This window comes from Ornithinimicrobium cerasi (assembly GCF_003702705.1).
Taxonomy (GTDB): Bacteria; Actinomycetota; Actinomycetes; order Actinomycetales; family Dermatophilaceae; genus Ornithinicoccus; species Ornithinicoccus cerasi.
In genome coordinates, this window is sequence record NZ_QZMN01000001.1 from 162578 (window position 1) to 188974 (window position 26397).

The 26397-nt window shown below is 71.4% G+C and carries 29 protein-coding genes; 19 read left to right on the forward strand and 10 right to left on the reverse strand.

Features of this window, described 5'->3' with window-relative positions; genetic code table 11:
- Positions 1-51 precede the first annotated feature (51 nt).
- Positions 52-1575 carry a leucyl aminopeptidase gene (locus tag D4B81_RS00770; RefSeq protein ID WP_122260636.1) on the reverse strand — a complete coding sequence of 508 codons (1524 nt, stop codon included), beginning with the start codon at positions 1573-1575 and terminating at the stop codon, positions 52-54.
- Positions 1576-1652: 77 nt separating this feature from the next.
- On the opposite strand from D4B81_RS00770, the gene gcvT reads away from it, so the two are divergent.
- Complete coding sequence (gene gcvT, locus D4B81_RS00775) at positions 1653-2759, forward strand: glycine cleavage system aminomethyltransferase GcvT (RefSeq protein ID WP_122260637.1); 1107 nt, start codon at positions 1653-1655, stop codon at positions 2757-2759.
- Between the two features lie 26 nt (positions 2760-2785).
- Here the strand turns inward: gcvT and D4B81_RS00780 are convergent, their stop codons facing one another.
- Together D4B81_RS00780 and D4B81_RS00785 are read right to left on the reverse strand one after the other, a co-directional pair.
- Positions 2786-3598, reverse strand: coding sequence for a helix-turn-helix transcriptional regulator (locus tag D4B81_RS00780; protein ID WP_122260638.1), 813 nt, complete (start codon positions 3596-3598; stop codon positions 2786-2788).
- Between the two features lie 26 nt (positions 3599-3624).
- Complete coding sequence (locus D4B81_RS00785) at positions 3625-4491, reverse strand: helix-turn-helix transcriptional regulator (protein ID WP_161964941.1); 867 nt, start codon at positions 4489-4491, stop codon at positions 3625-3627.
- A 257-nt stretch (positions 4492-4748) separates the two neighbouring features.
- Here D4B81_RS00785 and D4B81_RS17935 point away from each other — a divergent pair, with 257 nt between their 5' ends.
- The gene (locus tag D4B81_RS17935) at positions 4749-4889 is read left to right on the forward strand and encodes a hypothetical protein (RefSeq protein ID WP_161964942.1); all 141 of its coding nucleotides are present in this window, start codon (positions 4749-4751) and stop codon (positions 4887-4889) included.
- A 51-nt stretch (positions 4890-4940) separates the two neighbouring features.
- Here the strand turns inward: D4B81_RS17935 and D4B81_RS00790 are convergent, their stop codons facing one another.
- Complete coding sequence (locus D4B81_RS00790) at positions 4941-5495, reverse strand: bifunctional adenosylcobinamide kinase/adenosylcobinamide-phosphate guanylyltransferase (protein ID WP_122260640.1); 555 nt, start codon at positions 5493-5495, stop codon at positions 4941-4943.
- 106 nt (positions 5496-5601) lie between these two features.
- Positions 5602-6255, reverse strand: coding sequence for a DUF937 domain-containing protein (locus tag D4B81_RS00795; protein WP_237565727.1), 654 nt, complete (start codon positions 6253-6255; stop codon positions 5602-5604).
- A gap of 90 nt (positions 6256-6345) precedes the next feature.
- On the opposite strand from D4B81_RS00795, the gene D4B81_RS18385 reads away from it, so the two are divergent.
- Complete coding sequence (locus D4B81_RS18385; protein WP_122260642.1) at positions 6346-6561, forward strand: hypothetical protein; 216 nt, start codon at positions 6346-6348, stop codon at positions 6559-6561.
- 64 nt (positions 6562-6625) lie between these two features.
- On the opposite strand, the gene D4B81_RS00805 is transcribed toward D4B81_RS18385, so the two are convergent.
- Entirely contained in the window at positions 6626-7225 is a 600-nt protein-coding gene (locus D4B81_RS00805) for a DUF3043 domain-containing protein (protein WP_122260643.1), read from the reverse strand.
- Positions 7226-7479: 254 nt separating this feature from the next.
- Here D4B81_RS00805 and D4B81_RS00810 point away from each other — a divergent pair, with 254 nt between their 5' ends.
- Together D4B81_RS00810 and D4B81_RS00815 are read left to right on the forward strand one after the other, a co-directional pair.
- Positions 7480-8877, forward strand: a complete 1398-nt coding sequence (locus tag D4B81_RS00810; RefSeq protein ID WP_419866223.1) for a dipeptidase — start codon at positions 7480-7482, stop codon at positions 8875-8877.
- Complete coding sequence (locus D4B81_RS00815; RefSeq protein ID WP_122260644.1) at positions 8870-9823, forward strand: glutathione S-transferase family protein; 954 nt, start codon at positions 8870-8872, stop codon at positions 9821-9823. Before D4B81_RS00810 ends, D4B81_RS00815 begins: the two co-directional genes overlap by 8 nt.
- A gap of 68 nt (positions 9824-9891) precedes the next feature.
- On the opposite strand, the gene D4B81_RS00820 is transcribed toward D4B81_RS00815, so the two are convergent.
- On the reverse strand, positions 9892-10452 hold the full coding sequence (locus D4B81_RS00820; RefSeq protein WP_122260645.1) for a hypothetical protein: 561 nt from the start codon (positions 10450-10452) through the stop codon (positions 9892-9894).
- A gap of 217 nt (positions 10453-10669) precedes the next feature.
- On the opposite strand from D4B81_RS00820, the gene trpS reads away from it, so the two are divergent.
- From trpS to D4B81_RS00855, 7 genes are all read left to right on the forward strand, one after another.
- Positions 10670-11800 (forward strand): tryptophan--tRNA ligase, encoded by a 1131-nt coding sequence (trpS, locus tag D4B81_RS00825; protein WP_237565728.1) that lies wholly within the window; start codon positions 10670-10672, stop codon positions 11798-11800.
- 16 nt (positions 11801-11816) lie between these two features.
- Positions 11817-12914: a glycerate kinase gene (locus D4B81_RS00830; RefSeq protein WP_122260646.1), complete on the forward strand. Its 1098-nt coding sequence runs from the start codon at positions 11817-11819 to the stop codon at positions 12912-12914.
- An 81-nt stretch (positions 12915-12995) separates the two neighbouring features.
- The gene (locus D4B81_RS00835; protein WP_097186489.1) at positions 12996-13349 is read left to right on the forward strand and encodes a HesB/IscA family protein; all 354 of its coding nucleotides are present in this window, start codon (positions 12996-12998) and stop codon (positions 13347-13349) included.
- A gap of 16 nt (positions 13350-13365) precedes the next feature.
- On the forward strand, positions 13366-14115 hold the full coding sequence (aat, locus tag D4B81_RS00840; RefSeq protein ID WP_122260647.1) for a leucyl/phenylalanyl-tRNA--protein transferase: 750 nt from the start codon (positions 13366-13368) through the stop codon (positions 14113-14115).
- A 53-nt stretch (positions 14116-14168) separates the two neighbouring features.
- Positions 14169-15062: an aa3-type cytochrome oxidase subunit II gene (gene ctaC / locus D4B81_RS00845; protein ID WP_237565729.1), complete on the forward strand. Its 894-nt coding sequence runs from the start codon at positions 14169-14171 to the stop codon at positions 15060-15062.
- 17 nt (positions 15063-15079) lie between these two features.
- Positions 15080-16849, forward strand: coding sequence for an aa3-type cytochrome oxidase subunit I (ctaD, locus tag D4B81_RS00850; RefSeq protein ID WP_122260648.1), 1770 nt, complete (start codon positions 15080-15082; stop codon positions 16847-16849).
- 3 nt (positions 16850-16852) lie between these two features.
- On the forward strand, positions 16853-17254 hold the full coding sequence (locus D4B81_RS00855; protein WP_097186487.1) for a cytochrome c oxidase subunit 4: 402 nt from the start codon (positions 16853-16855) through the stop codon (positions 17252-17254).
- A 120-nt stretch (positions 17255-17374) separates the two neighbouring features.
- On the opposite strand, the gene trpD is transcribed toward D4B81_RS00855, so the two are convergent.
- Positions 17375-18469 (reverse strand): anthranilate phosphoribosyltransferase, encoded by a 1095-nt coding sequence (trpD, locus tag D4B81_RS00860; RefSeq protein ID WP_122260649.1) that lies wholly within the window; start codon positions 18467-18469, stop codon positions 17375-17377.
- Complete coding sequence (locus D4B81_RS00865) at positions 18466-18912, reverse strand: DNA-binding transcriptional response regulator (RefSeq protein ID WP_237565730.1); 447 nt, start codon at positions 18910-18912, stop codon at positions 18466-18468. Before D4B81_RS00865 ends, trpD begins: the two co-directional genes overlap by 4 nt.
- A gap of 139 nt (positions 18913-19051) precedes the next feature.
- Between D4B81_RS00865 and ctaE the strand changes: the two genes are divergently transcribed.
- The 6 genes from ctaE to D4B81_RS00895 all read left to right on the forward strand — a co-directional run bounded on the left by ctaE (position 19052) and on the right by D4B81_RS00895 (position 24184).
- Entirely contained in the window at positions 19052-19705 is a 654-nt protein-coding gene (gene ctaE, locus D4B81_RS00870; protein WP_237565731.1) for an aa3-type cytochrome oxidase subunit III, read from the forward strand.
- A gap of 5 nt (positions 19706-19710) precedes the next feature.
- Entirely contained in the window at positions 19711-20568 is an 858-nt protein-coding gene (gene qcrC / locus D4B81_RS00875) for a cytochrome bc1 complex diheme cytochrome c subunit (RefSeq protein WP_337189850.1), read from the forward strand.
- A 1-nt stretch (position 20569) separates the two neighbouring features.
- Positions 20570-21643, forward strand: a complete 1074-nt coding sequence (gene qcrA / locus D4B81_RS00880) for a cytochrome bc1 complex Rieske iron-sulfur subunit (RefSeq protein ID WP_122260651.1) — start codon at positions 20570-20572, stop codon at positions 21641-21643.
- Positions 21640-23469 carry a cytochrome bc1 complex cytochrome b subunit gene (qcrB, locus tag D4B81_RS00885; RefSeq protein WP_122260652.1) on the forward strand — a complete coding sequence of 610 codons (1830 nt, stop codon included), beginning with the start codon at positions 21640-21642 and terminating at the stop codon, positions 23467-23469. The genes qcrA and qcrB overlap by 4 nt, the downstream gene beginning before the upstream one ends.
- Before the next feature lie 67 nt (positions 23470-23536).
- Entirely contained in the window at positions 23537-23884 is a 348-nt protein-coding gene (locus D4B81_RS00890; protein WP_237565749.1) for a metallopeptidase family protein, read from the forward strand.
- Positions 23885-23902: 18 nt separating this feature from the next.
- Positions 23903-24184 (forward strand): Lrp/AsnC family transcriptional regulator, encoded by a 282-nt coding sequence (locus D4B81_RS00895; protein WP_097186481.1) that lies wholly within the window; start codon positions 23903-23905, stop codon positions 24182-24184.
- A gap of 3 nt (positions 24185-24187) precedes the next feature.
- On the opposite strand, the gene D4B81_RS00900 is transcribed toward D4B81_RS00895, so the two are convergent.
- Complete coding sequence (locus D4B81_RS00900) at positions 24188-25960, reverse strand: DEDD exonuclease domain-containing protein (RefSeq protein WP_122260654.1); 1773 nt, start codon at positions 25958-25960, stop codon at positions 24188-24190.
- 114 nt (positions 25961-26074) lie between these two features.
- Between D4B81_RS00900 and D4B81_RS00905 the strand changes: the two genes are divergently transcribed.
- The gene (locus D4B81_RS00905; RefSeq protein WP_122260655.1) at positions 26075-26383 is read left to right on the forward strand and encodes a hypothetical protein; all 309 of its coding nucleotides are present in this window, start codon (positions 26075-26077) and stop codon (positions 26381-26383) included.
- Positions 26384-26397 lie beyond the last annotated feature (14 nt).

Genomic DNA, 26397 nt, shown 5'->3' on the forward strand with positions numbered 1-26397 from the left:
CCCGGTCGGGAAGGTGCCCCTCGTCCGTGCTCCGGGGGTATGCCGTCGGCGTCAGGAGGCGTAGGAGCGGGCCAGCGCCACCAGGGTGCGCACCGCCGCCCCCGTGCCGCCCTTGGGCGAGTAGCCCCAGGCCGCCTTGTCGTTGTAGGCCGGACCGGCGATGTCGAGGTGCGCCCAGGGGATGCTCGGCGCGTCGTCGCCCTCGCCCTTCCGGCCGACGAACTCGCGCAGGAAGGTCGCCGCCACGCTGGCGCCCGCCGAGCGCTCGCCGGTGTGCTTGAGGTCGGCGACGTGGGTGTCGAGGCTGGGGCGGATCTCCTCCGGCAGCGGCAGCGGCCAGGAGGTGTCGCCGACCTCGTTGCCGAGGCGGGTGACCGTCTCGCGCAGCTCGTCGTCGTTGCTCATCACGCCGGTGGTGCGGTCGCCGAGGGCGATGATGCACGCCCCCGTGAGGGTCGCCACGTCGACGATCGCGTCCGGCTGCTGCTCGCTCGCCAGCGCCAGACCGTCGGCCATGATGAGGCGGCCCTCGGCGTCGGTGTTGATGATCTCGACGGTGCGCCCGCCGCGCATGGTGACCACGTCACCGGGGCGCTGGGCCAGGTCGCCGGTCATGTTCTCCGCCAGGCACAGGTAGGCCGTGACCCGCACCGGCAGCCCCAGCTCGGCGATCGCCAGCACGGCGGCCGCCGTGGCGGCCGCGCCGGCCATGTCCATCTTCATGGTGATCATCGACGCGCCCGGCTTGATGCACAGGCCGCCGGAGTCGAAGGTGATGCCCTTGCCCACGAGCGCGAGGTGCGCGCCGGCCCCCTCCGGCGCGTAGCGCAGGGTGACGAGCCGAGGTCCGCGCGCCGAACCCTGCCCGACGCCGACGATGCCCCCGCAGCCCTCCTGCACGAGGCGCTCCGGGTCCCACACCTCGACCTCGACGGCGGTGCCGGAGGCGCGCTCGGTGACAGAGGTCGCCAGGGACTCGGGGTAGAGACGGTTCGGCGGGGTGTTGACGAGGTCGCGGGCGTAGCGGACCGCGTCCACGACCGCGGTGGTGGCCGCGCCCAGCGCCTGCGCCTCCCCGGCGGCGACACCCGTCACCACGGCCTCGCCCAGCGGCGTCTTGGCCGACGTCGCCTTGCCGACCCCGTGGTCCTCGGTGAAGGTGTAGGCGCCCAGCGCGGCGCCCTCGGCCACGGCCGCGGCCTCCTCGGGGGAGGCCTGGCCCAGAGCGAGCACGGCGCTGCCCCGGCCGGTGAGGGCTCGCGCGGCGACCCCCGCGGCGCGGCGCAACCGCTCCAGGCGCGGCGCGGGCCCGCCCGACGGCATACCCGCGACCACCACGAGCGGGGCGGCGACACCGGGGACCCCGGCGAGGCGCACGACCTCCTCGGCCCCCGCCTCGCCGCCCATCGTCGCCAGGACCTGCTCGACGTGCTCGGCGGTGTCCCCGGACAGCCCGTGGCCGTCGACGAGGCGGACGGCGTCGCCGTCCTTGGTGGCGGCGAGGACGAGGACGTCGGCCGCCAGCTCCTCGGGGGAGTCGTCGGTGAAGCGGACGGTGGTGCGCGGCGCTGCCATGGAAGTCCTTCGGTGTCAGGTCGTCGTCGATTCGCCCCCGAGACTAGGCCAAACCCGGTGGGACTACCCTCGCACCCATGAGCGAGCACACGACGAAGACGTCCCCGCTGCACGAGAGGCACACGGCGCTGGGCGCGAAGATGGCCGACTTCAGCGGCTGGTCGATGCCGATCGAGTATCCCAGCGGCGGTGTCGTCGCCGAGCACACGGCGGTGCGCGAGCGGGTCGGGCTCTTCGACGTCTCGCACCTGGGCAACGCGCAGGTCTCCGGCCCGGGCGCCAAGGACTTCCTCAACGCCTGCTTCACCAACGACCTCGACCGCATCGAGCCGGGCAAGGCGCAGTACACGATGTGCTGCGACGAGGACGGCGGGGTGGTGGACGACCTCATCGCCTACCTGCGGGCCGACGACGACGTCCTACTCATCCCGAACGCCGCGAACACCGCCGAGGTGGTGCGCCGGCTCCGGGAGGCGGCCCCCGAGGGCATCACGATCGAGAACGTGCACGAGGACCACGCCATCCTCGCGCTGCAGGGCCCGCGCTCCGACGACGTCCTCGAGACGCTCGGCCTGCCCCACGGTCACGACTACATGAGCTTCGTCGACGCCGAGTGGGAGGGCCACCCGCTCACCGTGTGCCGCACCGGCTACACGGGCGAGCGCGGCTACGAGCTGGTCAGCGACGTCGCCGACGCCCCCGCCCTGTGGGACGCGATCATCGGGGCGATGGAACCGCACGCGGGTATGCCGTGCGGGCTCGGCGCGCGCGACACGCTGCGCACCGAGATGGGCTACGCCCTGCACGGCAACGAGCTCTCGACGGAGATCACCCCCGTCATGGCCCGGACGGGCTGGGCGGTCGGCTGGAAGAAGGAGAGCTTCTGGGGCAAGGAGGCGCTCCTCGCGCAGCGCGAGGCCAAGGAGAGCCGCCTGGCCGGCGGGTTGCTGGTGACCGGTCGCGGCATCCCGCGCGCCCACCAGAACGTGCTCGACGCCGAGGGCAACCAGGTCGGGGAGATCACCTCGGGCACCTTCTCGCCCACGCTCCGGCAGGGCATCGCGCTGGCCCTGCTCGACCGCGGGATCGAGGAGGGCGCCTCGGTGGTCATCGACGTGCGCGGCCGCCAGGTCGAGGCGCAGGTGAAGAAGCCGCCGTTCGTCGAGGGCGGCGCCAGCAGCTGAGGCCCGCCGCGGCATACCCCTCGCGGTCAGCCCGCCGCGGACGACTCGTGGGCGTGGAGCCAGTGGACCGCCTCGGTCCGGCTCTGCGCGCCGATTCGCTCGAAGCCGTGCTCCAGGTGCTTGCGCACCGTGCCCTCGGAGATGCCCAGCATGCGACCGATGCGCTTGTTGGGCAGGCCGAGCGCGACGAGGTGCAGGATCTCCGTCTGCCGCTGGGTGAGGACCGCCGCGGCGTCGCGGGCCGGGGCCCCTGCCACCTCTGCCCGCACGGCCTGGAGCAGGGGGAGCAGGTGCGGCTGGAGCAGCTCCATCAGGGTCAGCTCCCGCAGCCCGAAGGCGGGGGCGGTCTCGCGCGCCGTCAGGATCCGCAGGCTGCTGCCTCCGCCGGCCGGGTAGGCCAGCAGGAGCGAGTCGACGCACCTGAGGTAGTCGATCTGCACCGGGTGGGCGGCCCACTCGCTCGCGCTGAAGAACATCCGGGTCGTGCTGAGCTGCGCGCGGCCGGTCCGGTCCACCAGGCTGCAGGGCAGCTGCCACCAGTACTTCATGATCGTGTCCGGCGGGTTCTGGCGGTCGTACTCGGCGATCTGCTCCTCGTCCAGCGCCACGTGCTCGCCGGCGACGCTCGCCTGGACGTAGGAGCGGTGCATGCTCTCGGGCCGCCCGACGTGCATCTCCTGGAAGGAGATCCCGTCCACGCGCAGGAGCACCTCGAGCAGGTCGAGGACCTCGTAGGCGACCTCGACCGGGCCGACACCGGCCCCGTGGCCCGGCCGCAGCAGAGCGAGGATGTCTCGCAGCGTGCGCAGGTCTGCTGCCGTGACGCCGACCTCGGCCATGACGCCTCCTGTGGCGTGGGTTGTCTTCAGGGTAGGTCCGGTGCCTGGCGGTCGGGCCTGCCCGGCTCGGCAGACACCGCACGCTGCGCACCGGACTCCTCCTCGTGGATGAGGTGCACCGCCTCGGTCCGGCTCTGCACACCGAGGCGGGCGTAGGCGTTCTCCAGGTGCTTGCGCACCGTCGCCTCCGAGATCCCGAGGTACTGGCCGATCCGTCGGTTGGGCAGGCCGAGGGCGACCAGCCGGAGGATGCTGCGCTGCCGCTCCGTCACGGGTGGGTGCGGCGGCGGGTCGGTCGCCCCGTCGTGCTCGGCGACGGCGGCGGCGAGCAGCGGGGGCAGGTGCGGCAGGAGCAGCTCGGCCAGGGTCAGCTCCCGAGGCCCGAAGGGCCGGCCGTGCGCCCGGCCGAGAAGGACGCGCAACGACCGACCGTCGCCGCACACGTGCGCGAGGAGCATCTCGTCCGCCAGGTGCAGGCACTCGAGGTTGACGGGGTGGGTGGCCCACTCCCGCTCGCCGAAGTGGGTGCGGAGTGAGCTCACCCCGTCGCGGCCGGTGCGGTCCGGCAGGCTGCACGGCAGCTCCCACCAGAAGCGCCCGATGACCTCGGCGGTCGGGTGGGGTTGCAGGGTGCCCAGGGTCCGCCCGTCCAGCAGCCCCCGATCCCCCTGCTCGACGCTCTGGGCATGCCGGAGGACGGGCCGACCCCCAGACCTGGTGCTGAGGTGCTGGGCCTGGAAGTGGGCGAAGTCGCACCCGAGGAGGCTCTCCAGGGCCCCCAGCACCTGGTAGGTGGACTCGGTGGCCGACGCCCCGCAGCGCTCCGGTCGCGTCATCGCGACGACGTCGCGGAGCAGCGCGAGGTGCGAGCTCGTGACACCCGTCTGGTCCATCGCGACTCCCTGCGGCGGCCTGGTCCTCCAGCGTAGGACCGACCGGCGCGGGCACGCCATACGCGGAACGGCGTAATGCGCCGAAGGTCGTATTCCGTGCCCGGAGGGAGGGGCGCGACAGTGGAGACAGCCCCGCAGCGACCGGACGTCAGGGAGCCGGGCCGGGGCGGTTCTCAAGGAGGAGACATGGACACTGGGCTTCGAACCAGGATCCTGACCGTGGTCGCCGCCGGCACCCTGCTCGGGCGCTCGGGGGCGTGGGAGCGGTGGCGTTCGCCGGGGACGTGGACACGGCCGCGAGCGACCCGACCACCTCGACGTGCACGTCGGGCAGCGGCGGGGTGGAGCTGCCCGCTCGGGGCATGGGCTTCGGCCTGACGGCTCACGCGGCGGAGTGAACCACCGGCGCTCGGCGCACCCCGGCGGGACGTCCGCCCGGGGTGCGCCGGTCAGCTGCCGAGGACGGGGGCCGAGCTGAGGTCGAGCACGCGCCCGGCGATGATGGCGTGGACGCGGGCGGACCCCGCCGACACACGCTGGTTGACGTGGGAGAGCAGGTCGACGAAGAGGCGCTCGGCGGGGTCGTCCGACATGCGGACCCAGGACGGGTCCGAGGTGATGACGACGATGTCGAAGGGCATCGCCTGCAGCGCCACGGCGAGCTCGTCGAGCCGCTCGTCCACGACCTGGTGGGCCCGGTGCGGGTCCGACCACAGCTCCTGCTCGTCCAGGACGCCCTGGAGCCAGTCGACGAGGCTGTCGATGAGCACCGGCTGCCGGGACGCCAGCAGAGCCCGGGTCAGGTCGAGGGTCTCCACCGTGCGCCAACCGGCCGGACGGCGCTCCTGGTGGGCGGCGATCCGCGCCACCAGGTCGGGATCCCCGGCGCCGTCCGGCAGCACCCGGGTCGCCACGAAGGTGACGTCGTCGACACCGGCGAACAGCGCCTCGGCGTGACGCGACTTCCCGCTCCGCGGACCGCCAAGCACGAGGGTGGTCGTCATGGGGATGGCTCTCCTCCGTCAGCGGGACAGACGCACGGGTCAGGGGTCGGCGCGTCAGGCCGTCAGCATAGCGACCCCGCAGAGGCGGCCGGCCGCGGCGCAGACGTCAGCGCCGCCCGCCGAGGATCCCGCCGAGCACGTCACCGAGGATGCCGCCACCGCCGCTCCCGCCGCGCGGGGCCTGGCCGGTCGCACCGCCCAGGGCGGAACCGAGGACGTCCTGCAGGACCGAGGTCATGTCGACGCCCTGGTCGCCCTGGTCGGCGGGTGCCGCCTGCGGCCGCCCCTGCCCCAGCGGGCCGTCGGGCTGGGTGTCGCCGGTGGTGCCGCGCGAGGGCGGGGTCGCGGCCGCGCCGCCCCGCGCGCCTGCGCCGGTCACCTGCTTGGCCAACCAGGACAGCACGATCGGGGCCAGGATGGGCAGCAGCTTGCGCACGAGGGAGCTCGTCTGGGCCCCGCTGAGCCCGCCGAGCTGGTTGACGACGCCGTCGGTGTTGTTGCCGAACACGTGACCCAGGATCTTCTCCCCGTCGTTGACGTCGACCCGGTCGATCGCGACGTCGTCGGCCAGGCCGTCCTGGTGCTGGCCCAGGGCCTGGAGCAGCGACTGCGCGCCGTCCCGGCTCTGGGTGTTGGCGGCCAGGCCGCCGAGGAGCGCGGGCAGGGCGGCCCGGACCGCCTGGGTCGTGGTCGCCTCGTCGGCGCCGAGGGCCTGGGCGAGCTGGCCGGTGGGGATGTCGCGCATCAGCTGGTCGATCATGGTGATCTCTCCTTCGTCCCGGCCCCTGTCTGGGACCGCTCCTGAGGCCGAGCCTAGGACAGAGGGGCGACGAGGGCCTACGTTGGACGGATGAGCGACACCTACACCTGGGTCTTCCAGACGTCGGACGGCGAGTCCCTACCGGATCTCGGCCTGTCCTCGACCGCGTTCCCCACGCAGGCGGACGCCGAGGCGTGGCTCGGTCAGGAGTGGCCGACCCTCGCGGACGCCGGGGTCGAGGCGGTCACGCTGCGACGCGGCGGGGACGACGTCTACGGCCCGATGAGCCTCTCGCCGGCCGAGTAGCGAACCGGGCCAGGTCGCCAGCCCGGGGTCCGAGACATCAGGCAGCGGCGGACCCGACCTCAGGTCAGCGGCGGACCAGCGGGTCCCCGGGCTTGACGGCCGGTCGCGGGATGCGACTGCCGCGCATCTGGAACGAGCGCAGCACGACATACATCGCCGAACCCTTGGACGGCTCGTGGCCGAAGGCGGTGACGAAGCGGGCCTTGGTCTGGCGCCACAGCAGCCAGGCGCCGAGGATCGTGAGCATCATCAGCGAGTAGGCGCCGACCATCGAGACCAGCCCCGCCCAGGCCTGGGGGATGAACGTGAGCGCGAGGATGACGAGCATCGCCGGCAGCAGGATCTCGCCGAACGTGCGGCGCGAGTCCACGGCGTCGCGCAGGAATCGGCGCTCCGGTCCCCGGTCCCGGGGGGTGAGGTACTTCTCGTCGCCCCGCAGCATGGCCTCGCGCGCCCGAGCCCGCTCGGCCCGGGCCCGCGCCTTGGCGTCAGGGGACTTGGAGGCCGCGGCGCCGCCCACGAGCGGACGACGGTTGGCCGCCTCGGCCTCGCGGCGCTTGGGGGTGGGCCGGCCCTTGCCGGTCGGACGGGACCCGTCCGCGGCGGCGGTCGGCGCCGCGACCGCCTGGTCCTTGGGCTCGGTCGACCTCTTGGAGAACAGCACCGACCCAGTCTAGGTCAGGGGTATGCCGCGCCCGCCCCCAAGTCCGTCGCGGCCGCACCCCGGAGTGCGGCCGTCAGTCTGCACCCCTTAGCGGCCCCACCCCGCCGGAGTGCGGTCGCCCTAGCAGGACCTCCATCGCGCTGGAGCATGATGACGGTCCCGTCAAGGTGACCGCACCCCCGGTGGGGTGCTCGCGGGGAGAGCCGGTCACGCTGCGGCGGCGAGCCGGTGCGTCGCTGGCTAGAGTCGGACGGGTGAGCGACCCCACGACGACCGCCCCGACCGCCGACCCCAGCCCGTCGCACGACCTGGCCGCCCGCGTCCGCGACCTCATGCCCGGGGTCCGCTCCGACCTCGAGTCCCTGTCGCGCATCCCCTCCGTCTCCCTCGACTCCTTCGACCAGCGGCACGTCGAGGACAGCGCGCTCGCGGTGGCCGACCTGCTGCGCGCCGAGGGTCTCGAGGTGGAGATCGTGCGCGAGGGCGGGCGTCCCGCGGTCATCGGGCACCTGCCCGCGCCGGAGGGCGCGCCGACCGTCCTGCTCTACGCGCACCACGACGTGCAGCCGCCGGGGGATGAGTCCGATTGGGACACCCCGCCGTTCCGGCCCACGCTTGTCGGGGACCGGCTCTTCGGCCGGGGGGTCGCGGACGACAAGGCCGGCGTCATGGCCCACGTCGCCGCCCTCCGGGCCCACGGTGGTCGCCCGCCGGTGGGAGTCACCGTCTTCGTCGAGGGGGAGGAGGAGGTCGGCTCGGACTCCCTGCCCACCATCCTCGAGCGGCACGGCGACCGGCTGGCCTGTGACGCGATCGTGCTCGCCGACTCGCACAACTGGAAGATCGGCGTGCCCGCCCTCACCACGACGCTGCGCGGCATGGTCCGGGTGGTCGTCGAGGTCCGCGCGCTCGACCACGGGGTCCACTCCGGCCTCTACGGAGGGGCCGTCCCGGACGGGCTCACCGCGCTCTGCCGGCTCCTGGCCACCCTGCACGACGACGCGGGGGACGTCGCCGTCAGCGGGCTGCGCAGCTCCGAGGCCGCCGACCTCGACTACTCCGAGGACGACCTGCGCGCCGACTCCGGCCTCGCCCAGGGGGTGCGCCCGATCGGCACCGGCTCGATCCTGTCCCGCCTGTGGACCCGTCCCTCGTTGACCGTCATCGGGATCGACGCACCCTCGGTCGACAAGGCGGCCAACCTTCTGACCCCGGTCGGACGGGCCAAGCTGTCGATGCGCATCCACCCCGAGGAGGCGCCGGGGACGGCATACCTCGCCCTGAAGGAGCACCTCGAGAAGAACGCACCCTGGGGGTGCCAGGTGAGCGTGCGTCTCGACGACGAGGGGTCCGGGTTCGCCGCCGACGCGCAGGGACCGGTGTATGACGCGGCCCGCTCGGCCTTCCGCGACGCCTGGGGAGGGGTCGAGCCGGTCGACATCGGGGTCGGCGGGTCGATCCCGTTCGTCGCGGCCTTCGCGGGGCGCTTCCCTGACGCCGCGATCCTGGTCACCGGGGTCGAGGACCCCGACAGCCGCGCCCACGCGGCGAACGAGAGCTTGCACCTGGGCGAGTTCGAGAAGGTGTGCCTCGCCGAGGCGCTGCTGCTCGACCGGCTCGGGTCCACCGACAGGGAGGCACAGCATGGCTGAGACGAAGACCGGCAGCTACGTGGCGAAGGACGGCAGCTACGAGCGCAAGACGCGCTACATCGAGACGCGGATCACCAGGGACGGGGAGGACGGGTTCGCGGTGGAGCCGGGGCGCTACCGGCTCGTCGTGTCGCGCGCCTGCCCGTGGGCGCACCGCGCGATCCTGACGCGGATGCTGCTCGGGCTCGACGATGTGCTGTCGATGGGGGTGTGCGGCCCGGTGCACGACGAGGACTCGTGGACCTTCGACCTCGACCCCGGCGGTGTCGACCCGGTGCTCGGCATCCCCAAGCTCAAGGACGCGTATGACGCGCGGCCCGGTGGGATGACGGAGTCCGGCGTGACGGTGCCCGCGATCGTCGACACGACGACTGGTCAGGTGGTGACCAACGACTTCCACCAGATCGTCAAGGACCTGGTGACGGAGTGGACGGACTTCCAGGGGGCCGACGCGCCGGACCTGTGGCCCGAGGCGCTGCGGGTGGAGATCGAGAAGATGTCGGACCTGAACTACCGGGAGGTGAACAACGGGGTCTACCGGTGCGGGTTCGCCGGCAGCCAGGAGGCGTACGACGACGCCTTCGACCGGTTGTTCTCGCGGTTGGCGACTCTGGAGGAGCACCTGTCGTCGCGGCGCTACTTGGTGGGGGACCAGCTCACGCTGGCCGACGTGCGGTTGTGGCCGACCCTGGTGCGCTTCGACGCGGCGTACCACGGGCACTTCAAGTGCAACCTGCGCAAGCTCACCGAGATGCCGGTGCTGTGGGCGTATGCCCGCGACCTGTGGCAGACGTGGGACTTCGGCTCGACGGTGGACCTGGAGCACGTCAAGGCGCACTATTACGCCACCCACCTCGACATCAACCCGACCGGGATCGTGCCCAAGGGGCCGGACGTGTCCGGGTGGGAGGAGCCGCACGGGCGGGAGGTCGTTGGCCCGCGTTGACACCGGGGTATGACGAAGGGCCCGGTCCGTGAGGACCGGGCCCTTGCGCTGCGCCCTAGCTCAGATGCTCATGCACCGCAGCACAGCGTGCACTGAGCGCCCTGGATCGGTGGGGTGTTCAGGCTGCCGCTGGACGCCGAAGCACTGAGGACGAACGTACATTCGGCGTCACACTCGTAGACCGAATAGACCACGGTGAACTCCGTGTTCTGGCTGTTGCCCGAGGGGTTCTCCGTGTCTACGTGAAGTGTGATGCTCTGGCCCGCGGTCACGCACTGACCACCGACGGCACAGGTCGCGCACGCGCAGGCGGTACCTTGAACTACGTTGACGGCGTAAGAGGGCTCAGTCACCCCGGCCACAGTGACAGAGGTGATTACGACGACGAGGTCCGTGTTCGAGGTGTTGGTCACCTCGAGCTCGAACCGGTAGCCCTTGAAGAGGTCTTGGGAGGCTCCCGGCAACTTGCAGGCGGCGCCCGTGAAGTCGACCGTGGGCGGGCAGGACAAGGGCGAGCAGGTCAATGCCTGGGCAGGAGCAGCGATGGCGATGACGGGGACGCTCCAGGCGGCGCCCTTGACGAGGGTGCGGCGGCTTGGGCTTAAGCCACCGGTGTTCTGAGAAGTCATGGGTTCCCCTTGATCACGGATTAGGTCGGGCGCACGCGCCGCTGTCAGACTATCGCCTCTGCACCGCGAGTCAACGAAAAAACTATGACCCGCGTCACAGACTGCTGAGAGATGCATCACGGGAACGCGCCTCACGGGCGCGCACCCCGGGACCCCCGTCGAGGACGTACACGCCTGCGGGAAGCATACTCCACGACGTCAAGTAGCATCGCCGAACGTGACCGTGCCCAGTGACCTCGTCCAGGACGACAGCGGAGAGGCCCTCGCCGACTCCACCTCCGACGCCTCCCTCGCCCGCAGCCTCGCGCGCAGCCTCGAGATCGAGAAGCAGCTGGAGACCGACCCCGGCCGTTTCCGGATGCTCACCGGGGACCGGCCCACCGGCCACCTCCACCTCGGTCACTACTTCGGCAGCCTGCGCAACCGCGTCGCCCTGCAGGACAAGGGCGTCGACACGTTCGTCCTCATCGCGGACTACCAGGTCATCACCGACCGCGACGGCGTCGACAGCATCCAGGAGCGCGTCTACTCCCTCCTCACCGACTACCTGTCCATCGGCCTCGACCCGGCTCGGACGACGATCTTCGCGCACTCCGCCGTGCCGGCCCTCAACCAGCTGATGCTGCCCTTCCTGTCCCTCGTGACCGACTCCGAGCTGCGCCGCAACCCCACGGTCAAGGCCGAGCAGGACGCCACGGGCGGCCGGCCGATGAGTGGCCTGATGCTCACCTACCCGGTCCACCAGGCCGCGGACATCCTCTTCTGCAAGGCCAACGTGGTGCCGGTCGGCAAGGACCAGCTCCCGCACCTCGAACAGACGCGCGTCGTCGCCCGCCGCTTCGACGAGCGCTACGGCCGCGCCGGCGACCAGGCCGCCCCCGTCTTCCCGCAGCCCGACGCCCTGCTCTCCGAGGTCCCGAACCTGCTCGGCACCGACGGGACCAAGATGAGCAAGTCCCGCGGCAACACCGTCGAGCTGCGGATGAGCGCCGACGAGACGGCCAAGGTGCTGAAGAAGGCGGTCACCGACTCCGACCGGCGCATCACCTACGACCCCTCGAACCGCCCCGAGGTGTCCAACCTCGTGCTCCTCGCCTCGCTCACGACCGGGCGCGACCCGCACCAGATCGCCGAGGAGATCGGCGACGGCGGCTCCGGCACCCTGAAGAAGCTCGTCACCGAGTCCGTCAACGACTACCTCGCCCCTGTCCGCGCCCGTCGCATCGAGCTCGAGTCCGACCCGGCCGAGCTGCGCCGGGTCCTGGCCGAGGGCAACGACCGCGCGAACGAGGTCGCCGAGGCCACCCTCGGCGAGGTCCGCGAGGCCATGCAGATGGTCTACGGCTGACTCCTTATATACAGGTATGACGTCTCCTCCCCGGCCCCGCGTCGTCGTCGTCTCCGACGGTGCGGCCGGCCTCCCTCCGCAGCAGGCCGCAGAAGATGTCGCCGCTGAATGGGCCCGGTCCGCGCCGCACGCCGACGTCGAGGCTCACGCCAGCTCCGACGGCGGGGCCGGCTTCGGTGACGTCGTCGCCGGTGCGCTCGGTGCGGCGCGCCACCCCGTCCTCGTGCCCGGCCCCCTCGGCGAGGAGGTGCCCGCCGAGATCGCCGTGGTCGAGCGCGGCGGCGAGGTGACGGCATACCTCGACAGCGCCCAGGCGTGCGGGCGCCACCTCGTCCCCGAGGGGCGACTGGAGGACCCGTCGGGTATGTCGAGCGCCGGCGTGGGCAGGCTCGTGCGCCTCGCGCGCGAGCTGGGTGCGAGCCGCATCGTCGTGGGCGTCGGTCCGTTGGCCTGCCACGACGGTGGCGCCGGGCTGCTGGCCGAGCTCGGGGCGGGGGAGGACCTGGCCCGACTGCCGGAGGTGCGCCACGGCTGGGCCGACGTGCGGCTCGTGCTGGCGGTGACCAGGGAGTCGCCGCTGCTGGGGTTCCACGGCGCGTCGGCCACCCTCACCGAGGACCACGGCGTCGCCCCGGAGGTGAGCCAGCGCCTGGAGACGGCGCTGGGCGAGCTCAGCGACCGCGTCAACCAGCTCCTGCCCCCGGCGCGCGACCTGCTCACCGGGCTGCCCCGCCGACCCGAGCGCGAGGCCGGCTCGGGGGTCGGGGGTGGCGTGGGCTACGCGCTGCAGCTCCTCGGTGCCCGCACCGGCACCGGGGCGCGGCTCCTGCTCGAGGAGCTGGGCATCGGCCGGCGGCTGCCCGGCGGGCTGCTCGTGCTGGTGAGCGCCGCCTACGACGGGCGGACGGTGCACGACGGCGTCGTCGCCGAGACCGCCGCAGCCGCCCTGGGGACGGCCACGCCCACCGTCGTCCTGGCGGACAGCGTGGCGGTGGGGCGGCGCGAGGGGATGGCGCTGGGGGTGAGCGGGTCCTACGAGAGGCGCCCCGGGGAAGCGCTCGGGGACCTCGCCGCCCGGGTGGCCCGGACCTGGACACCCGTCCCGAGGGCGTAGGCTGGAGGGACGAGGACGGGAACAACCGCACCCACCGGCGAGTTGGCACCCAGGACGACTTCCCTCACGAGAGGACACCCGATGACGGACACCCAGAGCACCACCACGACCCACGGCGTCGAGCTCACCGACGTCGCCGCCGGCAAGGTACGCAGCCTGCTCGAGCAGGAGGGCCGCGACGACCTGCGCCTGCGCATCGGCGTGCAGCCCGGCGGCTGCTCCGGTCTCATCTACCAGCTGTACTTCGACGAGCGGACCCTCGACGGGGACCTGTTCCGCGACTTCGACGGGGTCGAGGTCGTCGTGGACCGGATGAGCGCCCCCTACCTCGACGGCGCGAAGATCGACTTCGCCGACACCATCGAGAAGCAGGGCTTCACGATCGACAACCCCAACGCGGGCAGCTCCTGCGCCTGCGGCGACAGCTTCTCCTAAGCCCCGACCCGCAGCCGTGCCGATCGAGCCCCCACCGTCCCGGTGGGGGCTCGACGCGTCCCGGGCGACGCCCGGGGAGGACCTGGTGGGGGTGGGGGCCGACCTCGAGCCGGGCACGATCCTGTCGGCCTACCGGCACGGCATCTTCCCGATGGGCCTGGGCCCCCGCGGCGGACCTCCCCTCGGGTGGTGGTCGCCGGACCCGCGGGGCGTGCTCCTGCCGGGTGACCTGCACGTCAGCCGCTCGCTGCGGCGCTCCCTGCGCGGTCTGGAGATCCGCCACGACACCGCGTTCGCCGAGGTGGTCGCCGGCTGCGCCGCACCCGGTCGGGACGGTGCCTGGATCACGCCGCGCATCGCCCGCGCCTACCAGCAGCTGCACCACCTCGGGTGGGCGCACTCGGTCGAGGTGTGGCAGGACGACCAGCTCGTCGGCGGCCTCTACGGGCTGGCGATCGGGCGGCTGTTCGCCGCCGAGTCGAAGTTCCACCGGGCCACCGACGCGTCCAAGGCGGCGGTGGTCGGCCTCGTCCGCGCCCTGGAGGAGGACGGCCGGCCGTGGCTCCTCGACGTGCAGTGGCGCACCGACCATCTCGCGACCCTCGGCGTGCGCGAGGTGAGCCGCTCGGCATACCTGGAGATGGTGGCCTCGGCAGTCGCTGAGGAGCTCCCGTCCCGGTGGCGTGCCACGCCCCACCACGGGGGTGCCCACGTGCGAGAATGCGCGAGTGGTGACGGTATGGTTTCACCCAGTCATGCCCGGTAGTCCGAGAAGTGCGAGGTGTCCCAGTGCAACGGCGTAAGGATTCCCGGCCCACCGTGGTCGGAAAGCGGTGGGGGCTGGCCGCCACCGGGGTGGGCACGGCGCTGCTGCTGAGCGGGTGCGGGGAGGACTTCACCCGGGGGTACATGCCGGAGCCGGTGACCGAGGTCGGGCCGACCGTCATCAGCTTCTGGAACGCCACGTGGATCGCCGCGCTGGTGATCGGCGTGCTCGTGTGGGGGCTCATCCTGTGGAGCGTCTTCGCCTACCGGCGCCGCAGCGACAAGGACCTCCCGACGCAGTTCCGCTACCACGTGCCGCTGGAGATCCTCTACACCGTCGTCCCGATCTTCATGGTCGCCGCGCTCTTCGGCAAGACCATCGAGGTGCAGAACGACATGCTGGCCCGCGAGGAGGACCCGGACGTCGTGGTCAACGTCGTCGGCAAGAAGTGGAGCTGGGACTTCAACTACGTCAACGAGGACGTCTACGTCACCGGGATCCAGGCCAACGGCCTCAACGAGGGCGAGCCGGGGCTGCGCGAGACGCTGCCGACCATGGTGCTGCCGGTCGACAGCAGGGTGGAGTTCGTCCTCACCTCGCGGGACGTCATCCACTCCTTCTGGGTGCCGCAGTTCCTGCAGAAGCTGGACATGGTGCCCGGGCGGGTGAACATCTTCCAGGTGACCACCACCGAGGAGGGCCGCTTCGACGGCAAGTGCGCCGAGCTCTGCGGCGCCTACCACTCCGAGATGCTGTTCAACGTGGAGGTCGTGCCGCAGGCGGAGTACGACGCCTTCGTCGAGGACCTCCGCTCCTCCGGCCAGACCGGCCAGCTCGGTCAGGAGCTGGACCAGTACGAGCTCCAGCTCGACCAGCAGGACCGGCTGGTCGACCCGGACGAGGGCTTCGTCCGTGACGGCGACCTCACCGACGACGACGGTCGCTGAGGAAAGGGACGAGACTCATGGCAATCATCACCAGGCCCCGTCACGAGGCACGCACACCCAGGTCGGTCGAGGAGCGCAGCTCGTGGGTGCGCGCCTTCGTCAAGATCATCACGACGACCGACCACAAGGTCATCGGCAACCTCTACTTCGCCACCACCATGGCGTGGTTCATCATCGGCGGCATCATGGCGCTGATCATCCGCGCCGAGCTCTTCACCCCGGGGCTGCAGGTCGTGATGAACCCCGACCAGTACAACCAGATGTTCACCATGCACGGCACGATCATGCTGCTGATGTTCGCGACCCCGTTGTTCGCGGGATTCGCCAACGCGCTCGTGCCGCTGCAGATCGGTTCCCCGGACGTCGCGTTCCCCCGGCTGAACATGCTCGCCTACTGGATGTACTTCTTCGGCAGCCTCATCGCCGTGGGCGGCTTCCTGACCCCCGAGGGCGCAGCCAGCTTCGGCTGGTTCGCCTACCAGCCGCTCGCCGGCCCGACGCACAGCCCGGGTCTGGGTGGTGACCTGTGGGTGCTGGGTCTGGCGCTCACCGGTTTCGCGACGATCTTCGGCGCCGTCAACTTCATCACCACGATCGTGTGCATGCGCGCTCCCGGGATGACGATGTTCCGGATGCCGATCTTCACCTGGAACATCCTGGTGACCTCGATCCTGGCGCTGATGGTCTTCCCGGTGCTGGCCGCCGCGCTCTTCGGGATGGCGGCCGACCGCATCTTCGGGTGGCACATCTTCGACCCCTCGCGCGGCGGGGCGATGCTGTGGCAGCACCTGTTCTGGTTCTTCGGCCACCCCGAGGTCTACATCATCGCGCTGCCGTTCTTCGGCATCATCACCGAGGTCATCCCCGTCTTCAGCCGCAAGCCGCTCTTCGGCTACAAGACGCTGGTCATGGCGACGGTGGCGATCGCGGCCCTGTCGGTCGCGGTGTGGGCGCACCACATGTACGCCACCGGCGCCATCATGCTCGAGTTCTTCACGATCATGACGATGCTCATCGCCGTCCCGACGGGTGTGAAGTTCTTCAACTGGACCGGCACGATGTGGCGCGGCTCGATCAAGATGGACACGCCGATGCTCTGGGCGGTCGGCTTCCTCGTGACCTTCCTCTTCGGCGGCCTGACGGGGATCATCCTGGCCAGCCCCGCGCTGGACTTCCACGTCACCGACTCCTACTTCGTGGTGGCGCACTTCCACTACGTGGTCTTCGGCACGGTCGTCTTCGCGATGTTCGCCGGCTACTACTTCTGGTGGCCGAAGTTCACCGGGCACATGCTCGACGAGACGCTCGGCAAGATCCACTTCTGGATGCTGTTCTTCGGCTTCCACGGCACCTTCCTCATCCAGCACTGGCTGGGCGTGATCGGTATGCCGCGCCGGTACGCCGACTACATGCCGGACGAGGGGTTCACCTGGATGAACCAGCTGTCCACGGTGTCCTCGTTCCTGCTGGCCGCCTCGATGCTGCCCTTCTTCTTCGCCGTGTGGAAGAGCTTCCAGACGCCGAAGGTGCTGGTCGACGACCCGTGGGGCTGGGGCGGATCGCTGGAGTGGGCCACGTCCTGCCCGCCCCCGCGGCACAACTTCGAGTCGATCCCGCGGATCCGTTCCGAGCGGCCTGCCTTCGACCTGCACCACCCGGAGGTCGGCACCCTGGAGTCGCCCGAGCCGGACAAGGGCATCGCCGAGGAGCTGCTCGGCGGGCCGGACACCGACCCCCAGGGGCGGGTCGGTACCGAGAGCGGTGGCGACACCGGGAAGGGGCGCTGAGCGATGAAGGTTGAGTCCAAGCTCTTCGGCTACCTGGTCATCTACTTCGTCGTCGTCGGCATCATCTATGCCGTCGTGACCGACTTCGGAGAGTGGGTCGGCATCGTCGGGCTGCTGCTGACAGCCGCCATGACGGCCTTCGTCGCCTGGTTCTTCTGGCTCTCGGGCCGCAACGTCGACCCGCGTCCCGAGGACGACCTCGAGGGCGAGATCGCCGATCAGACCGGTGACTACGGTCACTTCGCCCCCTACTCGTGGTGGCCGCTGTGGCTGGGCCTGTCCACCTCGATCATGGTCCTCGGGGTGGCCGTCGGGTGGTGGCTGGTCGTCGTGACCCTGCCGTTCGTGGCGGTCGCCGTGGTCGGGTGGACCTTCGAGTACTTCCGGGGCGCCAGGGCGATCTGACACCCGCAGCACGACGTCGAACCCCCGGTCCCGCAGCTGCGGGGACCGGGGGTTCGTCGTCGGCGGGGTCGGGGGTGGAGGGATCCGCCCCTTGCGGGGACGGGACGGACGGGGAGTAGGTCAGCCCAGGGCCCGGCTGGCCCCGACCCAGCGCTCCACGAGGCTGGCGGCGGACCCGTCGTCGAGCGCGGCGGCCGCACGGTCCATCCCGGACCGCACCAGGGTGTGCAGGGCGCCCTCGTCGGTGGGGTGGGCATCACTCTCACCGGCCTGCAGGAGCGCGAGCCCGGTGCCGGCGTTGAGCAGCACGGCATCACGGACGGCGCCCGTGGAGCCCCCGAGCAGACCGCGGGCCACCTCGGCGTTGTGCTCCGCGTCGCCGCCCCGCAGCGCGTCCACCGGGTGCAGGTCCAGCCCCAGCCGCCGGGGGTCGAGCGTCCACTCGTGGACGATGCCGTCCCGGCCGACCCACCACACCCGGCTCGTCGTCGCCGGGGAGACCTCGTCCAGCCCGTCGTCACCGCGGAACACCGTCGCCTGCGTGCCCCGCGCGGCGAACACCCCCGCCATGAGGGGTGCCATGCGCGCGTCAGCCGAGCCGACGACGGCATACCTCGTGCCTGCGGGGTTGGTCAGCGGGCCCAGGAAGTTGAACGCGGTGGCGATCCCCAGCTCGCGCCGAACGGGGGCGGCGTGCCGCATGGAGGGGTGAAAGACGTTGGCGAAGGCGAAGGTGATGCCCACCTCGCCGGCCAGCGCGCCCACCTGCTCGGGGGAGAGGTCGAGCCGGACGCCGAGCGCCTCGAGCATGTCGGCCGAGCCGGAGCGGCTGGAGGACGCCCGGTTGCCGTGCTTGACGACGACCGCCCCGGCCGCCGCCATGACGATGGCGGCCATCGAGGAGATGTTGACGGTCATGGCACGGTCGCCACCGGTCCCGACGATGTCGATCGTCGGACCCTCGACGGTCAACCGGTGGGCGTGCTCGAGCATCATCGCGGCCAGACCGGACATCTCCTCGACCGTCTCACCCTTGCTGCGCAGCGCCACGAGGAAGGCGGCCAGCTGGGTCGGGGCGGCGTCCCCGGACATCACCCGGTCCATCGCCCAGGCGGTCTGCGCGCTCGTGAGGTCGGTGCCGCCGACGAGCGCGGTCAGCAGGTCGGGCCAGGTGTGGCCGGCGTCGTCCGCGGGGGAGGAGCTCGGGGAGGTCACCGGCGGGCGAGGTCGGCGACCGCGGTGGCCAGCCTGCGCGGGTCAACCGGACGGGGCACGGCCGCGTCGGCGAGCGACCACGTGGCCAGCCACCCGTCCACCGCCCGTCCGGTGAGGACCACGATCGGCGGGCACTGGAAGATCTCGTTCTTGAGCTGGCGGCTGATGCCCATGCCGCCGTACGGCTGCGCCTCGCCGTCGAGGACGAGGACGTCGAAGGAGTCGTCCCTGACCGCCATCAGGACTGCGTCGGGGGTGGCGCACTCGTGCCACCGCTCGATGATGACGTCGTCGGCCGGGCTGTCGCCGACACCGACCCGGACGGCGTCGCGGACGGCCCGGTCGCTGCTGTAGAGGAGCACGGAGATGCCCCGCGCGGACGACTCCCCGGCACCGGCGCCGAGGGTCGAGGAGCCGTCGTGGGTGTCGTGAGTCGCGGTCATGCGCACGATGGTATTCCAGAGCTGGCGGGTGGCATCGACCCCGTCCCGGCCCGGTGCCACGCCGGGGTGGGACGGGGGTCACCCGCGCACGATGTTGATAAGCCATAATGTGCGGGTGGCGACGACATCAGCAGTGACGATGACTGACGCGGAGCGCTTCCACGCGACCGCGCACGGGCCGGCGACGCGCCCGAACATGACCGGGGTGGGCACGATGGTCTGGCTGTCGAGCGAGATCATGTTCTTCGCCGGCCTCTTCGCCATGTACTTCACCATCCGCGCGGCCTCCCCGGACCTGTGGCCCGAGCGCACCGCCTACCTCGACCTGACGTTCGCCTCCATCAACACGCTGATCCTCGTCATCTCCTCGGTCTGGTGCCAGTTCGGTGTCTGGAAGGCCGAGCGGGGCGTCCCGCACCGGACCGGCAGCCTGCTGAAGATCGGCAACCCGTTGGGTGCGGAGGGCTGGGGGATGCGCGAGTGGTACGTCCTCACCTACCTCTTCGGGGCGACGTTCATCGCCGGCCAGGTCTGGGAGTACGCCACGCTGACCATGGAGGGCGTGACGCCGACCGCCGACTCCTACGGCTCGGTGTTCTTCATCACCACCGGCTTCCACGGGCTGCACGTCACCGGCGGCCTGCTCGCCTTCCTCCTCATCATCGGCCGCAGCTTCACCGCCAAGCGCTACACCCACGCCCAGGCCACGGGCGCGGTCGTGACGTCGTACTACTGGCACTTCGTCGACGTCGTCTGGATCGCGCTCTTCTTCGTCATCTACGTCCTGCAGTGACGAGGATGAGCGACGTCGCACCCGACTCCCCGCACCACCCGATCCGGAAGGACCGACGAGTGAGTTCCCCCGCCGCTCTCCGCCGCAGCCCGCTCGCGCTGCTGGTGGTGCTGTTCCTGGGGCTGTGCTTCACCGGCACCGCCTACGCCGCCCTGCAGCCGGCGGTCCCGCCCGGCACCTCCTCCTCGACCGTGTCGCCCGAGGACATCGAGGCGGGCAAGCAGCTCTTCCTCGGCAACTGCGCGACCTGCCACGGCACCAACGGCCAGGGCGTGGACCCCATCGGTCCCTCCCTCGTGGGCGTGGGGGCCGCCTCCGTCGACTTCCAGGTCTCCACCGGGCGTATGCCGCTCCCGGCACCGCAGGTGCAGGCCGACCGCAACGCCTCCCAGGTCCAGTTCTCGGAGGAGCAGATCACCCAGCTCGCGGGCTACATCGACTCGCTCGGCCCGGGACCCGACGTGCCCGCCGAGGAGTGGCTCGACCTCGAGAACGCGGACATCGCCGCCGGTGGCGCGTCCTACCGAACCAACTGCGCGATGTGCCACAACTCCTCCGGCACCGGCGGGGCGCTGACCCGGGGCAAGTACGCCCCCACCCTGATGGGCGTGGAGGCACAGCACATCTACGAGGCGATGGTCACCGGCCCGCAGTCCATGCCGGTCTTCAACGACCAGAACCTCCCGCCGCAGGAGAAGGAGAACATCATCGCCTTCCTCAAGAACATCGAGGAGGGCGGCAACTCCTACGGCGGCGCCGGCATCGGCAGCTACGGCCCCGCCGGGGACGCGCTCTTCGTATGGACCATCGGCATCGGCTCGCTGATCGCCCTGGCGGTCTGGATCGGACGGAAGGCAGCCTGACGTGAGCACCCACGACAACACCCCGGCCCTCGTCGACGACGCGCAGGACCGTTTCGCCAACCCGGGGTTCCCGCCCCACGTGCCCCGCCGGGCGGACGTCGACGAGTCGGCCGCCAACCGCGCCTCCGTCCAGGTCGTCGCGCTGTTCACGCTGTCGGCCCTGGCCTCCATCGCCTTCCTCGTGGCCTACTTCGTGATCGACCCCGAGCTGCGCGGCTCCATCATCGGCATCGGCGAGGTCAACCTCTTCCACGTCGTGCTCGGACTGACCATGGGTGTCTCGCTCCTGGGGATCGGGCTCGGGGCGGTGCACTGGGCCAAGACGCTGATGCCGGACGAGGAGATGGTCGAGCAGCGGCACTCTCTGCGGTCCAGCGACGAGGACCGCCAGGAGGTGGCGCGCCAGCTCTCCCACGGGTGGCGCGGCTCGCAGCTGAACCGGCGTACCGCGATCCTCGGCTCAGCCGGGGGGGCACTGGGTCTGTTCGCCCTGCCGCTGGTCGTCCCGGTCGTGGCCGGTCTCGGTCCCCGCCCCCGGGACGAGCTCTACACCACCAACTGGGAGCCCGGCCTGCGGCTCATGATCGACCCGTCCGGGGCCCCCATCCGGGCCGCCGACGTCACCCAGGGCTCGGTCTTCCACGTCATGCCCGAGGGCTGGGTGGGTGACGAGGCCTTCGAGGTGCACGGCGCCGAGGAGGCGATGGCGTCCAAGTCCAAGGACCAGGTCATCCTCGTCAAGCTCGACCCCTCGATCATCAACAGCCAGAAGCAGCGCGACTGGGGGTACGAGGGCATCGTCGCCTACTCCAAGGTGTGCACCCACGTCGGATGCCCCGTCGCGCTGTACGAGCAGCAGACGCACCACCTGCTGTGTCCGTGCCACCAGTCGACCTTCGACATGACGGAAGACTGCAAGGTCATCTTCGGCCCGGCCAAGCGGCCGCTGCCGCAACTTCCCATCTCCGTCGACGACGAGGGCTACCTCGTCGCCGTCGACGGCTTCCGCGAGCCGATCGGCCCCAGCTTCTTCGAGCGTGAGCGTCCCGGCCTGTTGATGGAGGACGAGTCATGAGCACCACGTCCCACGTGCCCCAGGGCGCGCACCACCTCCGCGGCGACGACTCGGGCGGGGAGGCGACCACCACGGTGACGGTCCCGCCATACTCCAGCGACCAGGGCGACAAGGACGCGAAGTTCCCCAAGGTCATCGGACCGGTGGACGAACGGACCGGCCTGGCCGCAGCGATGCGCTTCGGGCTCGGCAAGGTCTTCCCCGACCACTGGAGCTTCCTGCTGGGCGAGATCGCCATGTACTCCATGGTGATCTGCCTCATCACGGGCACCTTCCTGACCCTCTGGTTCGTCCCGAGCATGGGCCACGTCACCTACGACGGGTCCTACGTCCCGCTCAAGGGCGTCGGCATGTCCGAGGCCTACGCCTCCACGCTGGACATCAGCTTCGAGGTCAAGGGTGGTCTGCTGATGCGTCAGCTGCACCACTGGGCCGCGCTGTTCTTCGTCGTCGGGATCGCGCTGCACGCCGCGCGCGTCTTCTTCACCGGCGCGTTCCGCAAGCCCCGTGAGATCAACTGGGTCATCGGCGTCGTGCTGTCGCTGCTCGCGGCGATCGAGGGCTTCGCCGGCTACTCGCTCCCGGACGACCTGCTCTCGGGCACCGGCATCCGGGCGATGAACGGCTTCATGATGTCGGCGCCGATCATCGGCACCTGGCTCACCTTCTTCGTGTTCGGCGGCGAGTTCCCCGGGGAGATGATCATCCCGCGGCTCTACATCGCGCACGTGCTGCTCATCCCCGCCATCCTGGTCGGGCTCTTCGTCGCCCACCTCATCCTCATCGTCCTGCCCAAGCACACCCACTACCCCGGCCCGGGGCGGACCGACGACAACGTCGTCGGCTTCCCGGTCATGCCGGTGTATGCCGCGAAGGCGGGCGGCTTCTTCTTCGTCGTCTTCGGCATCACGGCCCTGGTCTCGGCCCTCGTCCAGATCAACCCGGTCTGGGTCTTCGGGCCCTACGACCCCACGCAGGTGACGGCGGGGTCGCAGCCGGACTTCTACATGTGGTTCTCCGACGGCGCGCTGCGGCTGCTCCCGGGCTGGCTGGAGTTCTCGCTGTTCGGGACGGTGTGGAGCATGAACATCTTCCTCGGGTCGCTGCTGCTGCTGCCGCTCGTCTGGCTGATCCTGGGGATCTACCCCTTCCTCGAGGCCTGGATCACCGGCGACCGCCGCGACCACCACGTGCTGCAGCGCCCCCGCAACGCTCCGGTGCGCACCGCGATCGGCATGGCCGCCATCTCGATGTACCTCGTGCTGGCCCTCGCCTGCATCAACGACATCCTGGCGATCAAGCTGGGACTGTCGATCAACGACCTGACGGTCCTGTTCCGCATCTCCTTCTTCGTGCTGCCGGTGATCGTGTACTTCGTGGTCAAGCGGCTCTGCCTCTCGCTGCAGCGGCACGACCGCGAGAAGGTGCTGCACGGGTCGGAGACCGGCCGGGTCGTGCGGACGCCCGAGGGACGGTTCTTCGAGGTGCACGAGCCGCTGGACGCCTACGAGCGCTGGCCGCTGGTCTACTACGACACGCCCCGTCCGATCGGCGAGACCGTCGGTCCGGCCAGCGACCAGCACGGCGTCCGTCGCCCCCTGGCGGCGGCGGCGGGGCTGCGCCGGGCGCTGTCCTCCTTCTACTACAAGGACAGCATCTCGGCGGTCACCCCGGCCGAGCTCGCCGCCGCGCACCAGCACGGCGAGCACGAGGCGCTGGACGGTCCCGAGGTCGCCGCAGCCATCGAGCAGCACGGTGCTCCCGTGTCCGAGGCGCCCGGCGACGACTACTACCGCGACGGCATCAAGGCTGGACGTCATAGCTGAGTCGTCGTCCCCCGACGAGCGCCCCGTCCCTCCCCCGGAGGGCGGGGCGCCGTCGTCGGGCGACGCCCTGCACCTCACCCACGAGGAGTTCGAGGAGGCGGTCGGCGACGCCCTCGACCTCGTCCCGGTCGAGCTCATGGACCAGCTCGACAACGTCGCGTTCTTCGTCGAGCAGGAACCGCCGCCGGAGGACCCCGAGCTGCTCGGGGTCTACGACGGCGTCCCGCTGACGGAGCGGGACCACGGCTGGGGAGGGCACCTGCCCGACCGGATCATCATCTTCTCCGGCCCCCTGCAGCGGATGTGCGAGGACCGCGAGGAGCTGCTGGAGGAGATCGCCGTCACCGTCGTGCACGAGATCGCCCACCACTTCGGGATCGACGACGACACCCTGCACAAGCTCGGCTGGGGCTGACGTCGCTAGAGTGGCCGCGTGATATCCGCCATCGTCCTCATCAAGGCAGAAGTGAGCCGGATCCCCGAAGCGGCCCGCGAGATCGCCCAGATCAAGGGCATCAGCGAGGTCTACTCGGTCACCGGTGACACCGACCTCATCGCCGTCGCCCGGGTGGCGCGGCACGAGGACTTCCACGACCTCATCGCGGACCGCCTGAACAAGGTGCCCGGCGTGCTGGAGACCAGCACGCACATCGCCTTCCGCACCTACAGCGACGAGGATCTCGACGCCGGCTTCGCGCTCGGTCTGGACGACTGACCCTCAGGCGGCACCGAGGGGCAGGGCGCCCACCGGCCGCTCCAGGGGCGTCGCGGGGGAGGGGTCCCGCACGTCGACCTCGCTCCAGTGGCTCGCCTGCGGCTCCAGGACGGCCCGCGCCGCTCCCGCCCCGTCGACCGGGCAGGTCCACGTGCCGGTCAGGTGGACCAGGCGCACGCCCGGGCTCTCCAGCCACCGCAGCACCAGCTCGGTCTCCTCGGTCAGCACCACGGCCTCCGGGCCCGCGCCGGGTGGCTGGACGACCTCGGCGGTCTCCTGCAGCGCGGCGACGTAGGGGAGAGGGTCCGCTCCCGGGGGCGAGAGCGTCGTCCCCGCCAGCCGGCCGTGGCGCACGACGACGAGCTCCCAGCCGCCGCCGTCCCGGCGACGGGCGGCGACCAGCTCGGGGGTCTCGCGCAGGGGGCGCAGCCGTTGGGCTCGCGCTGCCGCCCGCACGAGGGCGAGCATCCGGTCGCGCAGAGTGGCTGCCTCCTCGAACCGCTCCTGGCCCGCCAGGGTGTCCAGACGGGCGCGCAGGGCCGCGACCACCGTCCGGCAGCTGCCGCTGAGCACCTCGGCCGCCTGCTCCGCGACGTGGGAGTAGTCCTCCACGGTCTGGGCGCCCACGCAGGGTCCCCCGCAACGCTGCATCTCCAGGAGGACGCAGGCCGAGCCCCGGGTGCCGCGCAGCGACAGCCGCGGTGTGCACTGCCGCAGGGGGACCACCTCGTGGAGGGCGGTCACCGCGGCCTCCGCGGTCCGGCGCGCGGTGAACGGGCCGGCATAGGCGGCCCCGTCGTCCTTGACCACACGCACGATCGAGAGCCGCGGGAAGGGCTCGTCGGTGAGCTTCACCCAGACCGCCTTCTCGGGCGAGCGCGAACGGCGGTTGTAGCGGGGCTTGTGGGCCGCGATCAGACGCAGCTCGCGCACCGATGCCTCCAGGGGGGTGGCGCACACGATGGGGGTGATCGACTCCGCGATCCCGACCATCTCGGTCATCCGCCGCCGGGTCTCGGAGGCGGTGAAGTAGGTCCGGGTGCGGCGCCGCAGGTCGGTCGCGGTGCCGACGTAGAGCGGCTCGCCGGCCCGGTCGCGGAAGACGTAGACCCCGGGGGCGGAGGGCATCGCGTCGGCGAGGAACCGCTTGCGACGCTGCGCGGTGCTGACCCGGGAGCTGTAGGACTGGAGCTCCTCGAGGGTGTGGACCCCGAGGTTGCCGACGCGCTCGATCAGCCCGTGCAGGACGTCGACGGTCGCGCGTGCGTCGTGCAGCGCCCGGTGGTCGGGTGTCGTGGTCGCGCCGAAGAGCTGGGCCAGGCTGGACAGCTTGTGGTTGGGCGCCTCGTCCCGGTGCACCAGCTGACGGGCCAGGCGCACGGTGTCGATCACCGCGAACCCGGGCCAGGGCTGCCCGGTCTCGGCGGCAGCGGCCCTGAGGAAGGACACGTCGAAGCCGGCGTTGTGGGCGACCAGCACGGAGCCGGCGGCGAACTCCAGGAACTGGGGCATCACGGTGCGGATGCCGGGTGCCTGCGCCACCATCGCGTTGGTGATGCCGGTGAGGACGGTGATGAAGGGCGGGATGGGGGTGCTGGGTCGGACCAGGGTCTGGAACTCGCCCAGCACCGCGCCACCGCGCACCTTGACCGCGCCGAACTCGGTGATCTGGGACCCGGCGGGTGAGCCGCCCGTGGTCTCCAGGTCGACGACGACGAAGGTGACGTCGGCCAGGGCCACGCCGAGGTCCTCGAACGTCTCCTGCACCATCTGCATGTCCTCGAACGTAGGCGGGGGCACCGACAGACCTGTCCCGACAGGCCGACGACGCCGCAGGTCCGGGTCTGTCGGTGGGTCCCTCTAGCGTCGTGGTCAAGGAGGTGGCGACCAATGACCACGACCACGACCACCATCGACTGCGAGAGCTGCCCGGTCCGGGGGCGCCACTGCGGGGACTGCTTCGTCCCGGTGCTCGGCCGCCTGTGGCTGGGCACCCCCGGGCAGCTCGGGAACCGCCCGGACGACCTCGACCCGACGTCGGACCAGCACGACCACGGTCCGCACGGGAGCACGGCGGCGCTGGACTCGGACGAGCTGGTCGCCGTCAGCGCCTTCGTCCGGGCCGGGCTCGTCGACCCCGAGGAGGCGGCCCGGGCGCGGGCGGAGCTGACCCCGTCGAGCGGCTACGCCGCCGGCTGACCCCGCGAGGGTGA

Coding starts and splice junctions, on each gene's coding strand:
- D4B81_RS00770 (WP_122260636.1), bottom strand. CDS start 1,575: ATGGCAGCGCCGCGCACCACCGTCCGCTTCACCGACGACTCCCCCGAG.
- D4B81_RS00905 (WP_122260655.1), top strand. CDS start 26,075: ATGACCACGACCACGACCACCATCGACTGCGAGAGCTGCCCGGTCCGG.
- D4B81_RS00785 (WP_161964941.1), bottom strand. CDS start 4,491: ATGGACCAGACGGGTGTCACGAGCTCGCACCTCGCGCTGCTCCGCGAC.
- ctaE (WP_237565731.1), top strand. CDS start 19,052: ATGACTGACGCGGAGCGCTTCCACGCGACCGCGCACGGGCCGGCGACG.
- D4B81_RS00780 (WP_122260638.1), bottom strand. CDS start 3,598: ATGGCCGAGGTCGGCGTCACGGCAGCAGACCTGCGCACGCTGCGAGAC.
- qcrB (WP_122260652.1), top strand. CDS start 21,640: ATGAGCACCACGTCCCACGTGCCCCAGGGCGCGCACCACCTCCGCGGC.
- gcvT (WP_122260637.1), top strand. CDS start 1,653: ATGAGCGAGCACACGACGAAGACGTCCCCGCTGCACGAGAGGCACACG.
- D4B81_RS00790 (WP_122260640.1), bottom strand. CDS start 5,495: ATGACGACCACCCTCGTGCTTGGCGGTCCGCGGAGCGGGAAGTCGCGT.
- D4B81_RS00855 (WP_097186487.1), top strand. CDS start 16,853: ATGAAGGTTGAGTCCAAGCTCTTCGGCTACCTGGTCATCTACTTCGTC.
- D4B81_RS00835 (WP_097186489.1), top strand. CDS start 12,996: ATGACGGACACCCAGAGCACCACCACGACCCACGGCGTCGAGCTCACC.
- D4B81_RS18385 (WP_122260642.1), top strand. CDS start 6,346: ATGAGCGACACCTACACCTGGGTCTTCCAGACGTCGGACGGCGAGTCC.
- D4B81_RS00820 (WP_122260645.1), bottom strand. CDS start 10,452: ATGACTTCTCAGAACACCGGTGGCTTAAGCCCAAGCCGCCGCACCCTC.
- D4B81_RS00865 (WP_237565730.1), bottom strand. CDS start 18,912: ATGACCGCGACTCACGACACCCACGACGGCTCCTCGACCCTCGGCGCC.
- ctaD (WP_122260648.1), top strand. CDS start 15,080: ATGGCAATCATCACCAGGCCCCGTCACGAGGCACGCACACCCAGGTCG.
- qcrC (WP_337189850.1), top strand. CDS start 19,711: ATGAGCGACGTCGCACCCGACTCCCCGCACCACCCGATCCGGAAGGAC.
- D4B81_RS00830 (WP_122260646.1), top strand. CDS start 11,817: ATGACGTCTCCTCCCCGGCCCCGCGTCGTCGTCGTCTCCGACGGTGCG.
- D4B81_RS00900 (WP_122260654.1), bottom strand. CDS start 25,960: ATGCAGATGGTGCAGGAGACGTTCGAGGACCTCGGCGTGGCCCTGGCC.
- D4B81_RS00795 (WP_237565727.1), bottom strand. CDS start 6,255: ATGATCGACCAGCTGATGCGCGACATCCCCACCGGCCAGCTCGCCCAG.
- D4B81_RS00815 (WP_122260644.1), top strand. CDS start 8,870: ATGGCTGAGACGAAGACCGGCAGCTACGTGGCGAAGGACGGCAGCTAC.